12 protein-coding genes and 1 tRNA gene (1 of these 13 cut by a window edge) are annotated in these 13,692 nt (G+C 43.3%); 11 read left to right on the top strand and 2 right to left on the bottom strand.

The features are described 5' to 3' along the window. Positions 1-71: 71 nt before the first annotated feature. Positions 72-353 carry a hypothetical protein gene (locus tag RTN07_RS09805; protein WP_060994341.1) on the top strand — a complete coding sequence of 94 codons (282 nt, stop codon included), beginning with the start codon at positions 72-74 and terminating at the stop codon, positions 351-353. 35 nt (positions 354-388) lie between these two features. Here RTN07_RS09805 and RTN07_RS09800 read toward each other — a convergent pair whose 3' ends face one another. Continuing rightward, positions 389-778: an SCP2 sterol-binding domain-containing protein gene (locus RTN07_RS09800; RefSeq protein ID WP_036597947.1), complete on the bottom strand. Its 390-nt coding sequence runs from the start codon at positions 776-778 to the stop codon at positions 389-391. A gap of 524 nt (positions 779-1,302) precedes the next feature. On the opposite strand from RTN07_RS09800, the gene ccoN reads away from it, so the two are divergent. From ccoN to ccoP, 4 genes are read left to right on the top strand one after another with little or no spacing between them, the layout of a single operon-like run. Then, a complete protein-coding gene (gene ccoN, locus RTN07_RS09795) occupies positions 1,303-2,775 on the top strand; it encodes a cytochrome-c oxidase, cbb3-type subunit I (protein ID WP_076773937.1) in 1,473 nt (490 codons plus the stop codon). A 10-nt stretch (positions 2,776-2,785) separates the two neighbouring features. Next, a complete protein-coding gene (gene ccoO / locus RTN07_RS09790) occupies positions 2,786-3,403 on the top strand; it encodes a cytochrome-c oxidase, cbb3-type subunit II (protein ID WP_099834234.1) in 618 nt (205 codons plus the stop codon). Continuing rightward, entirely contained in the window at positions 3,403-3,576 is a 174-nt protein-coding gene (locus tag RTN07_RS09785) for a cbb3-type cytochrome oxidase subunit 3 (RefSeq protein ID WP_065252991.1), read from the top strand. The genes ccoO and RTN07_RS09785 overlap by 1 nt, the downstream gene beginning before the upstream one ends. Next, entirely contained in the window at positions 3,573-4,751 is a 1,179-nt protein-coding gene (gene ccoP / locus RTN07_RS09780) for a cytochrome-c oxidase, cbb3-type subunit III (RefSeq protein WP_312177756.1), read from the top strand. The genes RTN07_RS09785 and ccoP overlap by 4 nt, the downstream gene beginning before the upstream one ends. Positions 4,752-4,841: 90 nt before the next feature. On the opposite strand, the gene RTN07_RS09775 is transcribed toward ccoP, so the two are convergent. Beyond that, positions 4,842-5,195 carry a Spx/MgsR family RNA polymerase-binding regulatory protein gene (locus RTN07_RS09775; RefSeq protein WP_282841960.1) on the bottom strand — a complete coding sequence of 118 codons (354 nt, stop codon included), beginning with the start codon at positions 5,193-5,195 and terminating at the stop codon, positions 4,842-4,844. Positions 5,196-5,290: 95 nt separating this feature from the next. Here RTN07_RS09775 and leuS point away from each other — a divergent pair, with 95 nt between their 5' ends. The 6 genes from leuS to RTN07_RS09745 all read left to right on the top strand — a co-directional run. Beyond that, positions 5,291-7,951, top strand: coding sequence for a leucine--tRNA ligase (gene leuS, locus RTN07_RS09770; protein WP_312177748.1), 2,661 nt, complete (start codon positions 5,291-5,293; stop codon positions 7,949-7,951). A gap of 136 nt (positions 7,952-8,087) precedes the next feature. Next, positions 8,088-8,654 (top strand): LPS-assembly lipoprotein LptE, encoded by a 567-nt coding sequence (locus tag RTN07_RS09765; protein WP_312177747.1) that lies wholly within the window; start codon positions 8,088-8,090, stop codon positions 8,652-8,654. Between the two features lie 29 nt (positions 8,655-8,683). Continuing rightward, positions 8,684-9,703, top strand: coding sequence for a DNA polymerase III subunit delta (gene holA, locus RTN07_RS09760; RefSeq protein ID WP_312177745.1), 1,020 nt, complete (start codon positions 8,684-8,686; stop codon positions 9,701-9,703). A 317-nt stretch (positions 9,704-10,020) separates the two neighbouring features. Beyond that, positions 10,021-11,331 (top strand): efflux RND transporter periplasmic adaptor subunit, encoded by a 1,311-nt coding sequence (locus tag RTN07_RS09755; RefSeq protein WP_312177743.1) that lies wholly within the window; start codon positions 10,021-10,023, stop codon positions 11,329-11,331. 96 nt (positions 11,332-11,427) lie between these two features. Next, the gene (locus RTN07_RS09750) at positions 11,428-13,410 is read left to right on the top strand and encodes a MacB family efflux pump subunit (protein ID WP_312177741.1); all 1,983 of its coding nucleotides are present in this window, start codon (positions 11,428-11,430) and stop codon (positions 13,408-13,410) included. A gap of 258 nt (positions 13,411-13,668) precedes the next feature. Beyond that, positions 13,669-13,692, top strand: a tRNA-Lys gene (locus RTN07_RS09745) (it continues 152 nt past the right edge of the window).

Raw genomic sequence — 13,692 nt, 5'->3', positions numbered from 1 at the left:
TCAACCGCCTACCCAATATCAGCCGCTAGCGTTTTGTGAGTGTTCTATCAGTTATTTTGGGAAGATGACCCATGCCAAATCAGTCGACTAAATCCGCAGTTTCTACTTCAGACGCTATCCAAGCCCAGACTGGATTGGTAAATCACAGCCCACTCCGACTATCTACTCAAACGACCTTAGCACCCCAAACCACCTTAGCCACTCAAACTAGCCCAGTCAATGGTCTGATGGTTTATACCACAGGTTTGCTACTGTACCCTACCCAAGCGCCCGATAAAAAAAATCACCGAATATTATCGATGATTTTCTTTGTGCTCGGGGTGTTAGTGATATTTCGCTTAACACACGGATGATGCTAGCAATAACATCTATTATGCTATTAACCCGATTACACTTGTGTATTGGCTAAGATGTCTTTGAAAAGCTGTTTTTGCTCAGCGCTTGGGCTTGCAGTTTGGATAGACATTAACTGTCCCATATCGCCTTCAACGCGGATTTTGCCAGACATAAAGGCTTCCATCGCACGGTTCATATCACGATCTAAAAAGATTGCTTTTAAGGTGTCGGCATCAAGTTTTAAGGTGGTTAAAGCGCCATCTTTTAAACCTTGATGAATCGTACCATCGTAAAAAGCTGCATTGACTTCTTGATTGTCGCTATCGGTGACTTGTAAATTAATCGACATATTTTTAATCGCGGGTGGGAGATTTAGGTCACCTGCTTTGTTGGTTAATTCGTCAACTTTATCAAACCATTCTTGTGTTAAAATTTTAGCCATTTTAAATCCTCATTGTCGTTAGTTGTATTAGAACTTGTGCATCTTACCGAGATTTTGTAAGAATGACAATTCTCTAACCCATAATAAACCTATTTATAGAACAACGATAATGGCGCTCGGTTAACCATTTTTAGCATTGTTACTAGATAGTGTATGGGATGTTAAAAAAAATCCCCACAATTTACATGGTTTTTTTTATTTTTCATATTATAATAGTTGGTATGTAATTTTTTTTTGCGGTATGAACGTTACATTAGATGATATTTAGCAAAGATTAAGTTACAATACTTGGTGAGAATCGTGAGTTTGAGCCTATTTTACTGCTTGTAAATTTACTGTTTTGCGTCAAGATTTAGCCGCTAATTTCTTTAAAATTCATCGTGAAACTAGCCACTAAACAGTTAGCCTATCTTATAAAAAAATAACTAGTGCCAACGTATCTGACCTGATAGTTTTATTGACAGGCACAAAGGAGATTTCTGCTTAAACTTGTTGATAATATAGGCTGTAAAGGAAATCATCGAATGAATTTACAAAACACAGCAATACCTATTACCGATGATTATGAAGTGGACATCATTAAGTTGTTCTCAATCATGGCGGTAGTATACGGTATTATCGGTATGGCAATTGGGGTGTTCATTGCATCACAATTGGCATGGCCTGCCCTCAATTTTGGTATCCCTTGGCTAACATTTAGCCACTTGCGTCCATTGCACACCAACGCGGTGATTTTTGCATTTGGTGGTTGTGCGTTATTCGCAACTTCATATTATATCGTTCAAAGAACGTGTAAAACGCGTTTATTCGCACCTTATCTAGCCTGGTTCACCTTTTGGGGATGGAACCTTGTTATTGTTGGCGCAATTATTACCCTACCCTTGGGTTTAACCTCAGCGAAAGAATATGCTGAGCTTGAATGGCCCATTGATATCTTAATTGCCGTGGTGTGGATATCTTATGCTATTGTGTTTTTTGGTACGTTATTGAAACGCAAAACCTCGCATATCTACGTTGCTAACTGGTTCTTTGCTGCATTTATTTTGACCATTGCGTTACTGCATATTGTCAATAGTATGTCAATCCCTCTGAGCTTTTGGAAGTCATATTCCTTGTTTGGCGGTGCGACTGACGCTATGGTGCAATGGTGGTATGGTCACAACGCCGTAGGTTTTTACTTAACAGCCGCGTTTTTAGGTATGATGTATTACTTTGTGCCTGTACAAATCGGTCGTCCTATTTACTCTTATCGTTTATCTATTATCCACTTTTGGGCGTTAATTGCGTCTTATATGTGGGCGGGTGGTCACCATCTTCATTATTCAGCACTACCTGACTGGGCACAGTCTTTAGGGATGGTATTTTCTATCATTTTATTTGCGCCTTCATGGGGCGGTATGATTAATGGTGTCCTTACCTTATCTGGTAGCTGGGACAAACTTCGCACAGACCCTATTATTCGTTTCTTGATTGTTGCACTGTCATTCTATGCGATGTCAACGTTTGAAGGTCCGATGATGTCAATCAAAACCGTCAATGCGTTATCCCACAATACTGACTGGACGATAGGTCACGTGCATTCTGGTGCGTTAGGCTGGGTTGGTATGATTACGGTTGGTTCATTATATGTATTGATTCCACGTATTTGGAACAAACAAAAAATGTATTCAACTGACTTAATCACCACGCATTTTTGGCTGGCTACCGCAGGTACTATTTTCTACATCGTATCGCTTTGGATTTCAGGTATTGGTCAAGGTATGATGTGGCGTGCTACAAATCCAGATGGAACGCTGGTGTATAGTTTCGTTGATACTGTCTTGTTCTCGCACTATCCTTACATTGGTCGTGCATTTGGTGGTTTATTGTATGTCACAGGTATGGTCGTTATGGCTTACAACGTCTACAAAACTATCACGATGCCAAGCACTAAAACTGTTGAAGTAGCGGATACCACTACACCTGTAGTAGAAACTGCTACCGTAAAACAGATTTAAGGAGAGACTCATGCAACTCAATCACGAAATTATTGAAAAAAACACGGGTCTTTTAGTTATCCTAATCGTTGTAGCTATTAGTTTTGCAACTTTGGTAGAAATCGTGCCATTGATTTATACCAAAGAGGTTAACCAACCTTTGCCCAATATGAAGCCATGGACTGCCCTTGAGATGGAAGGTCGTGATATTTATATTCGTGAAGGCTGTCACGTCTGTCATACCCAAATGGTTCGTCCTCTTCGGGCTGAAGTGGAACGCTATGGACCTTACTCGCGCGCAGCTGAATCCGCTTGGGATCATCCCTTCTTATGGGGTTCTAAACGTACTGGACCTGATCTTGCGCGTGTGGGCGGACGCTATTCTGATGACTGGCAACGTGAACACTTGATTAACCCACAATCATTGGTACCTGAGTCTGTGATGCCATCATTTGCTTGGTTAGCAAAAAATGACGTTAACCCTGGAGAAGTACAAGCAAAAATGCGTCTATTCCGTGACCATTTTGGTGTGCCTTATAGCGATGCTGATATTGCAGGTGCACCTGATGCGGTACAAGGTAAAACTGAGCTCGATGCTGTTGTTGCATATTTACAACAACTGGGCACTGCAATGAAAGGTCAACGTTAATGTTGGGCACATTACACAGTATCGCAACGGTCGCAGCGTTTATCGCTTTTATTGCGATTGTTTGGTGGGCTTACTCGCCAAAGAATCGCAAACGGTTTGAAGAAGATGCAAAACTTGCGTTAGATGACGAAGACCTAACAGAAGCATCACAACGCAATAAGGATAAAAAATGAGTGGATTTTGGAGTTTTTGGATAACCCTATTTTCCATCGCTTGTTGGGCTTGGATTTTGTTCTGGTTAGTCGGTGTATTGGGTTATCGCCCAAAAATGTCGGATGACGGTACTACAGGCCATGAATACGATGGTATCCAAGAGTTTGACCGTCCATTACCAAAATGGTGGTTAGTAATCTTTTGGGGTACATTAGCTTGGGCACTACTATACATGCTATTGTTCCCATCAGTAATGCCAGGCTCATGGAAAGGTATCACTACGGTAAAAGTAGATGGTCAAGATGTTCCTTGGACCAGTGCTAATGAATTAGCATCCGATCTTGAGCGCAATAATGCCGTATTTACTGGCACGTTCAATGATAAAATCTTAAAAGACAAAGCGGTAACGGCGCAAATTGATAGCCTTGCTAAATTACAAGCGCAGCAAGCTAAAAATGCAGAGCCCAATGCTGAATTAAAATCGCAAATTGATAAAGGTATTGTAGGACTGGCACCTGCCGTTCTAAAACTTTCTCAAGATCCTCAAGCGATTAAAATTGGTCAGCGTTTGTTCTTACAAAACTGTTCAGTGTGTCATGGCTCACAAGCGCATGGTGCACCCGGTTATCCAAACTTGACGGACAATGACTGGATTTATGGCGGTACACCCGATAAAATCTTGTTAACCCTAAATCATGGTCGCGTGGGTGGTATGCCAGCTTGGAAAGCGCAGATTGGTGAAGATGGTGTTCGCGCCGCAGCTGAATACGTACTATCACTATCACCCGGTCATGGTTCAAAAGAAAATGGTCAGTTGAACCAAACTTTGGTTAATCAAGGTAAGGCTATTTTTGATACTAACTGTGCGGTATGTCACGGTAAAGATGGTAAAGGTAACCATGATATCGGTGCGGTGAATCTTACGGATGACATTTGGTTATATGGTGGCGACCGTGAAACGGTTCGTACTACGTTACGTAACGGCCGTGCCGGTGTGATGCCACATTGGGATACCAAATTGGGTAACGAGCGTATTATGTTATTGGCGGCGTATGTTTATTCATTAAGCGATCACAAACAAGACGCTTCTGTGATGACGCCACAAACTATCGTCAATAAAGAACGTGGTGCAGCCTCTACCCCAGTTGAAACTGCAAATGCGGTCAAATCTGCGGTTGCTAGTGCGGTAAAATAATTTTTACCCGCCATTTAAAAAAGCGAGTTTTAGTTACTCGCTTTTTTATTGCGGATTGACTTTTCCTTGTCCCTCTTTACTTGCCTAGTTTTACATACCTAGTTTTTCAAAGGCAATTTCATCAAAACCAATGATTAACTCATTGTTTGAGACGACAATCGGGCGTTTGATGATACTGGGTTGCTCTGTCATCAAAGTGATGGCAAACTCGGTATCGGCTTTGGCTTGGGCTTTTTGCGCATCGCTAAGGTTGCGGTAGGTTGTGCCTTTGCTATTCATGATTTTGTCGATACCAACTGTTTCGACCCAATGGGCTAATGTTGGTTTGCTTATCGCCTGTTTTTTGTAGTCAAAAAATTCATACTCCAAACTTAGCGCAGTTAATTTATCAAACGCCTTTTTCATGGTGCTACAGTTTTTGATACCGTAGATGGTGATGCTCATATTGGCTCCTTTTTTTATCGCAATTTTTACGGTTTTACGCTATGCTATGGGGCTTAAAATACCTTCCCATTCAAATACTGCAAATTCAGACCATTATGAGTAATTCAGCTTTAACCAGTCAATACCAACCCCAAGAGATTGAGCCCGCCCAACAACAAAAATGGGAACAGCAAAATCGCTATCAAGTAAACAACGCGGCATCTGATAAGCCGTCACGTTATTTGCTGTCTATGTTTCCCTACCCCAGTGGCAAGCTGCATATGGGGCACGTGCGCAACTACACGATTAGTGATGTGTTGAGCCGTTACTACCGGTTAAAAGGTTATGAAGTATTGCAGCCAATGGGCTGGGATGCGTTTGGTATGCCTGCAGAAAATGCAGCGATTGCCAATGCTGTTGCCCCTGCTGCGTGGACGTTTTCAAACATTGATAACATGCGCGCACAGCTTAAATCATTAGGACTATCGATTGACTGGTCACGTGAATTTGCTACTTGTACGCCCGAATACTATAAGTGGGAACAATGGCTATTTGTACAACTGTTCAAAAAAGGCTTGGTATACAAAAAACTCTCAACTGTGAATTGGGACCCTGTTGATAATACCGTCCTTGCCAATGAGCAAGTGGTGGATGGTCGCGGTTGGCGCTCAGGTGCGCTAATTGAAAAACGCGAAATCCCCATGTACTACTTTAATATCACCGCCTATGCAGACGAGCTGTTAAATGATTTGGATAAGCTAGAAGGTCATTGGCCACAGCAAGTGATTACCATGCAGCGCAACTGGATTGGTCGCTCTGAAGGCATGGAAATTCATTTTCCCTATACCTTAAATGGTGAAGAAAAAACCCTAGATGTATTCACTACCCGTCCTGATACCTTAATGGGCGTGACTTATGTATCGGTGGCAGCTGAGCATCCACTGGCAAAACACGCTGCCGCGACCAATCCTGCCCTACAAAGCTTTATTGAAGCCTGCAAAAAAGGCTCAGTTGCCGAAGCAGACTTAGCCAAAGCTGAAAAAATGGGTATGGATACGGGTCTGACTGTCACCCATCCGTTGACAGGTCAGCAAGTGCCTGTTTGGGTCGCTAACTATGTATTAATGAGCTACGGTTCTGGCGCTGTCATGGCAGTCCCTGCGCATGATGAACGCGACTTTGAATTTGCCAATAAATACCAGTTACCTATTAAGCAAGTGATTGACCTGGACGAAAACCATAAGCAAGGTCAACAGTTTGATGCGACGACTTGGCAAGACTGGTATGGCGATAAGCAAAATGGCGTGGCTATTAACTCGGGTGAGTTAGATGGTTTAAATTTTAAACAAGCCTTTGACAAAATTTTAACCCAACTTGAGCCAAAAGGCTTGGGTAAAAAAACCATTAATTATCGGCTACGTGATTGGGGAGTATCTCGCCAGCGTTATTGGGGTTGCCCAATTCCGGTGATCAACTGCGCCGACTGCGGTACAGTGCCTGTTCCTGAAAATCAGCTGCCTGTGGTATTACCTTTAGATGTAGTGCCCGATGGACGTGGCAATCCCCTCAACAATCTCGCTTCATTTACTGATGTCAACTGCCCATGTTGTGGTAAGCCTGCCAAACGTGAAACTGATACCTTTGATACTTTTGTAGAATCAAGCTGGTATTACGCGCGTTTTGCCTCACCCAATTATACCGATGGGATGATTAATAAAGTCGCGGCCGATAAATGGCTACCTGTAGATCAATATGTAGGCGGTGTTGAGCACGCTGTGTTACACTTACTGTATGCGCGTTTTTTCCACAAACTTATGCGTGATGAAGGCTTGGTGCAGGGAGATGAACCCTTTGCCAATTTACTCACCCAAGGCATGGTCTTGGCGGGTACTTATCTGCGCGAAAATGCCGATGGTAGCAAATCCTATTACTTTCCAGAAGAAGTTGATATCCGCTACAACGACAAAGGTCAGCCCATCGAAGCGACCTTAAAAGCCGATGGTCAGCCAGTCAAAATTGGCAAAATCGAAAAAATGTCAAAGTCAAAAAACAATGGTGTCGACCCGCAAGCGACTATTGATCAATATGGCGCAGATACAGTTCGACTTTACACCATGTTTACCGCGCCTGTCGACCAGACGCTTGAATGGATTGACGATGGACTAAAAGGTCCGTATAACTTTTTGAAAAAAGTATGGCGTTATACCATCGAGCATGCCGAAACATTGGCACAACAATCTTTAACCGCAACAACGCTATCGGTGAGTGACACCCAGTCGCTGAGTAAAGCCGCTAAAAATCTACGCCGTAAAACACATGATACTATCGGCAAATTAGATGACGCGTTTGGCAAAAATTTGGCGCTCAATACGCCTGTGTCATTTTTAATGGAACTGTCGAACGAACTCACTGCATTTGACATTCATTCAGACAGCGACTTGGCGGTAGCCAATGAAGCACTGTTGACGTTATTGACCTTGCTCACCATGTACGCGCCGCACATGGCAGAAGTCCTACTTGAGGAGTTAGGGATTGATGTGATGACACTAACCTATCCAACCGTTGATACTTCAGCCTTGGTACAAGACACTATTACCATGGTGGTGCAAGTCAACGGCAAAATCCGGGGTCAAATGGATGTGGCGCCAAACAGTGATAGCGATTGGTTAAAAGCCGAAGCGAAACAACTCGACAGCGTCGCTAAATTTATCACCGGCGATATCGTCAAAGAAATCGTGGTGCCCAATAAACTGGTCAATATTGTGGTAAAAGCCTAATTGATTACAAGGGCTTATTGGCAACCTAAGCCCTTTTTGACCTTAAAGCTTTATAATAACTTAAAGCTTCATAATATAGTATTATCACAAGCAATACCGACAATCATAGATGGGTAACTAACAGACAGGTAACTATATGAATCAGCCATTACTTCGTATCCTCCTAAGCAGTGTGTTACTGACGCAGCTACCTGCCTGTGGTTTTCATCTACGCGGGTATGATGCGCCTATGTCACAGAATATCCCAACCACTGAGCTGATTTTTAACAACACGCCTGAAGCCTATGCGGTCAAAAATTCGTTAAAAAAACAACTCCACCAGCTAAGCATCAATACCCAAGATAGGGTGATTGATAAAAATACAACCAACCAATCAAATACTACCTTGCCTGCCAGTATTGAAGTCAAAAACATTCGCCTGCAAAACTACCAGCTACGCGGTATTTTGACCGAAATTCGCATGGTACTAAGCGCAGAGGTAAGCTATCGCGCCATTGAAAATGGTCAACCCCGCACGCTGACCAATACGATTCAAGTACAGCGCAGCTATCAGTATGACCAAGGCGTGGTAGCGACCGACAATCCCCAAGCCGAGCAAATTAAAGTATGGTTGTATGATAACCTGGCGCAGCGTATTGCTGACCAATATGTCGCACTGAGCCTTCCAAAAATCACCAAAGTGCCGACCGCAACTACCCCCTAACCCTACCTAACCTAATTGATAATACGCTGATGCAGTACAATTTTTTAAATGCCTTTCAACATCTCAAAAATAGGCAAGACCCAGCCACTGGCCTGTGGCTAATGCATGGCGATGAAGATTTGCTGTCACAGTGGCTGATAGAAAAAATGTCGCCCAATTGGCGGCAGCATAATATGGCAATTTCGCGCATGGATATTACCAGCGCCAAATCATGGCAAGCGGTTTTGGCAGAGCTGAACAGTCTGTCACTGTTTGACGACAACAAAGCCATTATCGTTCACGGTAATCATAAACCCGATAAAGAGGCGTTAGCAGAATTAGCGCAATTTGCGACGAGCAATCCAAGCAATTGCTTAGTCATTATCAGTGATAAATACGATAAGAAAAGCCAAAGCAGTGCGTTTTTTTCGCTTTGCGATAAATTTGGTCAGGTCATCGAATGTCATCTTTATCAAGAACAGCAACGCGAACAACTGCTACAGCAACACGCGCAAGACTTTGGGCTCGAACTCACCAAACCCGCTTGGCAAATGCTAATGGCACAAACTCAGCATAATTTGCTAGCGGCTTACCAAAGTCTGTGGCGACTCTCCTATCTCTATGCTACAACAGATGCGAATCCCCCTACCCATTTTGTGACCATCGATGAGTCTCAGCTGTTTGATGGGTTGGTGAGTCAATCTATGTTTACCACCTTTGATTTATCGGATGCCATGTTGGCAGGTGATACCGCGCAGGTTGCAAAAATCTTGCAGCAACTCAAAGCCAGTGAAGAACCAGAGAGTCTGGTGTTATGGATGATAGCCAAAGATATGCGCAATATTTTAAGCTTGCAATCAGGGGCAAGCTATCAAAGCCTCGGCATTTGGCAAAGCAAGCAACAGCTGTACAGTAAAGCCCTGCATCGTCATTCCCATGACGCCACCCGAAACTGGTCGGATGCACTGTACCAAGCCGACCAAGCCATCAAAGGTCTGGTGCAACAACCGGCTTGGGAGCTGCTCTACCAACTCGCTTTTCGTCTAGCGGGTCAACCATTATTTCACTAGTTGCTTTAAAAGTTACTTTAAAAGTTGCTTTTAAAAATGCTCCGCAACCTTTGCAATCTTTGCAACCCTTCAAACAACCCGCCCATCAAATTACAATACAATCCACCACCCCCCAAATTTTTAATGCGTTTTTGTTACTCATAACATTTATTTTATAATCCAGTAAGATTATGTCGTTATAATTAAAAATCCTTGCGACTTACCTATTTTTATTGCAATTTATTCTCATTTAGCTTTTAATGCTCAGTGGTAAAAAACTTTGTTTGTTCACTTTTAATTTTTTTTCAATTGTTTATCCCTTGATAAGGCTTGGCACGATGACCGCTACCCAAAAAAAATGGCTCAAATGGGCAATCTTAAGTTTGATCGTTATTTCGCTGGCAGCGTTAGCTTATTGGTACTTTAAACCCAAACCCCAAAAACCCAATTACATCACCGCCAATGTCGAACGTAGCGATATTGAAAACAGTGTGATGTCGACGGGCAAAATTGAAGGCATTAAACAAGTGGATGTGGGGGCTCAGGTGTCAGGGGAAGTAACAAAATTGTATGTCGAGGTTGGTGATACGGTCAAAAAAGGCGATGTTATTGCTCAAATTGACCCAGTTACCCTCCAAAATACCTTAACCACGCAGCAGGCTACTTTACAGCAAAGCAAAGCGAATTTGGAAAGTACCAAGTCCGCCTATCAGACCAAACAAGCCGCGCTTGCCACAGCGCGAGCCGACTTGAAAGGTAAAATAGCAACCTTGCAACAATCGCAAACAGAATACAATCGCCTAAAATCCTTGCTTGCCATGAATGCCATCTCCAAACAAGAGCTGGAGCAAGCGGGTACCGCTGTCAAAACAGCGCAAGCCAATGTAGACAGTGCCAAAGAAGCGATTGCGACTGCCCAAGCAAATATTGCCTCATCGCAAGCCGATATTGTTAGTGCACAACAAACCATAAAAAAATCGCAAACGGACGTCAATACGGCTGAAAAAAATCTTGGATATAGCCAAATTGTTGCCCCAATGTCAGGCACGGTGATTTCTATCACCACCAAACAAGGGCAAACAGTAAACGCCAATCAATCAGCCCCCACCATTGTGACATTGGCAGATTTGAGCAGTGTGCGCGTGAAAGCCAAAATATCAGAAGCCGATGTCGTTAACCTAAAAGTAGGGTTGCCTGTTTATTTCAATATCATTGGACGCCCAGATAAGAAATACCAAGCCACACTGTCGACCATTGGACCTGCGCCCGATGGCACTACCGCCAGTGATTCATCAACGTCAACGGATTCAGCGATTTATTACATTGGTTATTTTACTGTCCCCAATCCCGATGGCGCGCTACGCATCAACATGACAGCGCAAGTCTATATTGTTGAAAATAAAGTCAGTAATGTGCTTAGCGTACCCGCTGCGGCAATCAAAACCGACCCAAAAATGGGCAGTTATGTTGAAGTCGTACAAGCCGACGGTACTACCAAAAAACAAGCGGTCAAAACAGGTGTCACCAATCGTATTACCACCCAAATTCTTAGCGGCGTCAACCAAGGGGATAAGGTGGTTGTGGGTCAAGCAACGGCAAGTAAATCAAGTTCATCGTCTAAAAATAATGGTCGTCCACCGATGATGTAACCATCGGTAGATGATAACCCTAGATTGTAAACGTTGATTGTAACCTATGACGCATGCTAACCCTATGACGCATGCTAACTGTGAGACACACGGCTGATGATAACGCAAGATACCAAACAACCTATTATGGAAGTGAAGGATTTAATCCGCGAATTCCCTGCAGGTGATGAAAAAATTCGGGTTTTACATGGGATTGACTTGACCATTTATGAAGGTGAAATGGTCGCAATTATCGGTCAATCAGGCTCGGGTAAATCCACCTTAATGAATATCTTAGGCTGCCTAGATCAGGCGACTGCGGGCAGTTACCACATCTATGGCAAAGCGGTGGACAAACTCAGCGCAGACGAACTTGCCGAGCTTCGCCGTGAGCATTTTGGCTTTATTTTTCAGCGCTATCATTTACTCGGTGACATCAATGCCCAAGACAATGTCGCCGTCCCCGCTGTGTATGCAGGGATGCCGGTGCGGCAACGTGAAGCGCGCGCCACTCAATTATTAGACGACTTAGGGCTTGCGGCAAAAACCCAAAATCGCCCAAGCCAACTCTCCGGTGGTCAACAACAGCGTGTGTCTATTGCTCGTGCCTTAATGAATGGTGGCGACATTATCCTGGCTGATGAACCGACTGGGGCATTAGATAGCCAATCGGGCAAAGACGTGATGGCAATTTTGAGAAATCTAAATAGCCAAGGTCATACCATCATTATGGTGACCCACGATCCTTCTATCGCTGCCCAAGCCGAACGCGTGATTGAAATCAAAGACGGACAGATTCTTAAAGATTATTATACCGACAATAGATTTGATAAAACCAAAGCGGTTCAACACCTAAATTTTGCCAAAAAATCTGGTGTGACCGCGTTTTTAGACCGATTAGCTGAAGCCTTTAAGATGTCGGTTTTGGCGATGAAAGCCCATAAAATGCGCACATTGTTAACCATGCTAGGTATTATCATTGGTATTGCCTCTGTGGTATCGGTAGTGGGTCTAGGGCAAGGCTCTCAACAAAAAATTCTCAATGATATCAGCTCCTTAGGCACCAATACTTTAACCGTACGAGATGGCTATAAATTTGGTGACCCTCGCCGTAAATACCATGATAATAATTTAACAGATGCCGATGCCAATGCTGTCGCAGAACAACCTTATGTGCAAAGCGTCAGTCCACAAGTCAGCAGCAATACCGCCACCGCCCGTTACCGTGAAACAGAAGCTTCTGTGAATGTCAGTGGCGTGGGCAAAGATTATCTAACGGTGAAAGGCGAAAAACTCGCGCTTGGGCAAACTTTTAATGACAATAGTATCACCTCGATGACCCAAGATGTGATTATTGATAATAATGCAAAAACCGCCTTTTTTGCCAATGTCAGCCATCCCATTGGTGAAGTGATGTTGGTGGGTAGTGTGCCCGCTCGCGTCATCGGTGTATTGCAGCCGTCTGAGCAAGCTTTTGGTCCAAGTTCAGACACCCCTACCCTATATATGCCTTATACCACTGTGATGCATAGAATGGTTGGTACTAGTCATGTAGATAGTTTTATTGTGCTACTAAAAAATACTATCTCGTCTAGTGCCGCTGAGCAAGCTGTTTCTGATTTGATAGAGCAGCGACACGGCACCGATGACTTTCGTATTCAAAATTCTGATTCAATTCGTCAGACGATTGAATCCACCACAGGCACGATGACATTACTGGTTTCGTCGATAGCCATTATTTCTTTGATCGTGGGGGGTATTGGCGTCATGAATATCATGCTCGTCTCAGTTACCGAACGTACCAGTGAAATTGGTGTGCGCATGGCAGTGGGCGCAAGACAATCTGATATCATGCAGCAGTTTTTGATAGAAGCGATTTTGGTATGTATCTTGGGCGGGATTTTAGGTATTAGCCTAGCGTTTGGTATCGGCGCTTTAATTAACAAATTTGCAGGGGGTAATTTCCAAGTGGTGTATTCAACCACCTCCATTGTAGCGGCTGTGGTGTGTTCCACTCTCATTGGTGTGGTTTTTGGGTTTATTCCGGCGCGCAATGCCGCCAGACTCAATCCTGTTGATGCCTTATCAGGTGGTGAATAAAAGTTTTATCACCTATTTAGTCATCATCTAGCTCGTCAATACTTATCTAACTAATTAGACTTATCTAATCAAGACGAGATAAGTTAAAGGTATGATAAGTCGATGAATTTACGCCTCTATTTCGATGCAAATCTTTAGTTAAAAAAATTGTGCAAAAAGGCTTGCAAACCAAGATTTAATGCGTATAATATGCACTCACTTAACGGCAATAGCCAAAATAAAAACGTGAAAATCGTTTTTGATTGCCTTAACAGTTTTGGATCGTTAGCTCAGTTGGTAGAG

This window comes from Moraxella sp. CTOTU46934 (genome assembly GCF_031979465.1).
GTDB lineage: Bacteria > Pseudomonadota > Gammaproteobacteria > Pseudomonadales > Moraxellaceae > Faucicola > Faucicola tetraodonis.
Note: the sequence above shows the minus strand (reverse complement) of the source record. Positions and strands in the feature narration are given on the sequence as shown.

Bases quoted from the DNA above. Each gene is read 5' to 3' on its own strand.
- RTN07_RS09805 (WP_060994341.1), top strand. From the start codon at position 72: ATGCCAAATCAGTCGACTAAATCCGCAGTTTCTACTTCAGACGCTATC.
- RTN07_RS09800 (WP_036597947.1), bottom strand. From the start codon at position 778: ATGGCTAAAATTTTAACACAAGAATGGTTTGATAAAGTTGACGAATTA.
- ccoN (WP_076773937.1), top strand. From the start codon at position 1,303: ATGAATTTACAAAACACAGCAATACCTATTACCGATGATTATGAAGTG.
- ccoO (WP_099834234.1), top strand. From the start codon at position 2,786: ATGCAACTCAATCACGAAATTATTGAAAAAAACACGGGTCTTTTAGTT.
- RTN07_RS09785 (WP_065252991.1), top strand. From the start codon at position 3,403: ATGTTGGGCACATTACACAGTATCGCAACGGTCGCAGCGTTTATCGCT.
- ccoP (WP_312177756.1), top strand. From the start codon at position 3,573: ATGAGTGGATTTTGGAGTTTTTGGATAACCCTATTTTCCATCGCTTGT.
- RTN07_RS09775 (WP_282841960.1), bottom strand. From the start codon at position 5,195: ATGAGCATCACCATCTACGGTATCAAAAACTGTAGCACCATGAAAAAG.
- leuS (WP_312177748.1), top strand. From the start codon at position 5,291: ATGAGTAATTCAGCTTTAACCAGTCAATACCAACCCCAAGAGATTGAG.
- RTN07_RS09765 (WP_312177747.1), top strand. From the start codon at position 8,088: ATGAATCAGCCATTACTTCGTATCCTCCTAAGCAGTGTGTTACTGACG.
- holA (WP_312177745.1), top strand. From the start codon at position 8,684: ATGCAGTACAATTTTTTAAATGCCTTTCAACATCTCAAAAATAGGCAA.
- RTN07_RS09755 (WP_312177743.1), top strand. From the start codon at position 10,021: ATGACCGCTACCCAAAAAAAATGGCTCAAATGGGCAATCTTAAGTTTG.
- RTN07_RS09750 (WP_312177741.1), top strand. From the start codon at position 11,428: ATGATAACGCAAGATACCAAACAACCTATTATGGAAGTGAAGGATTTA.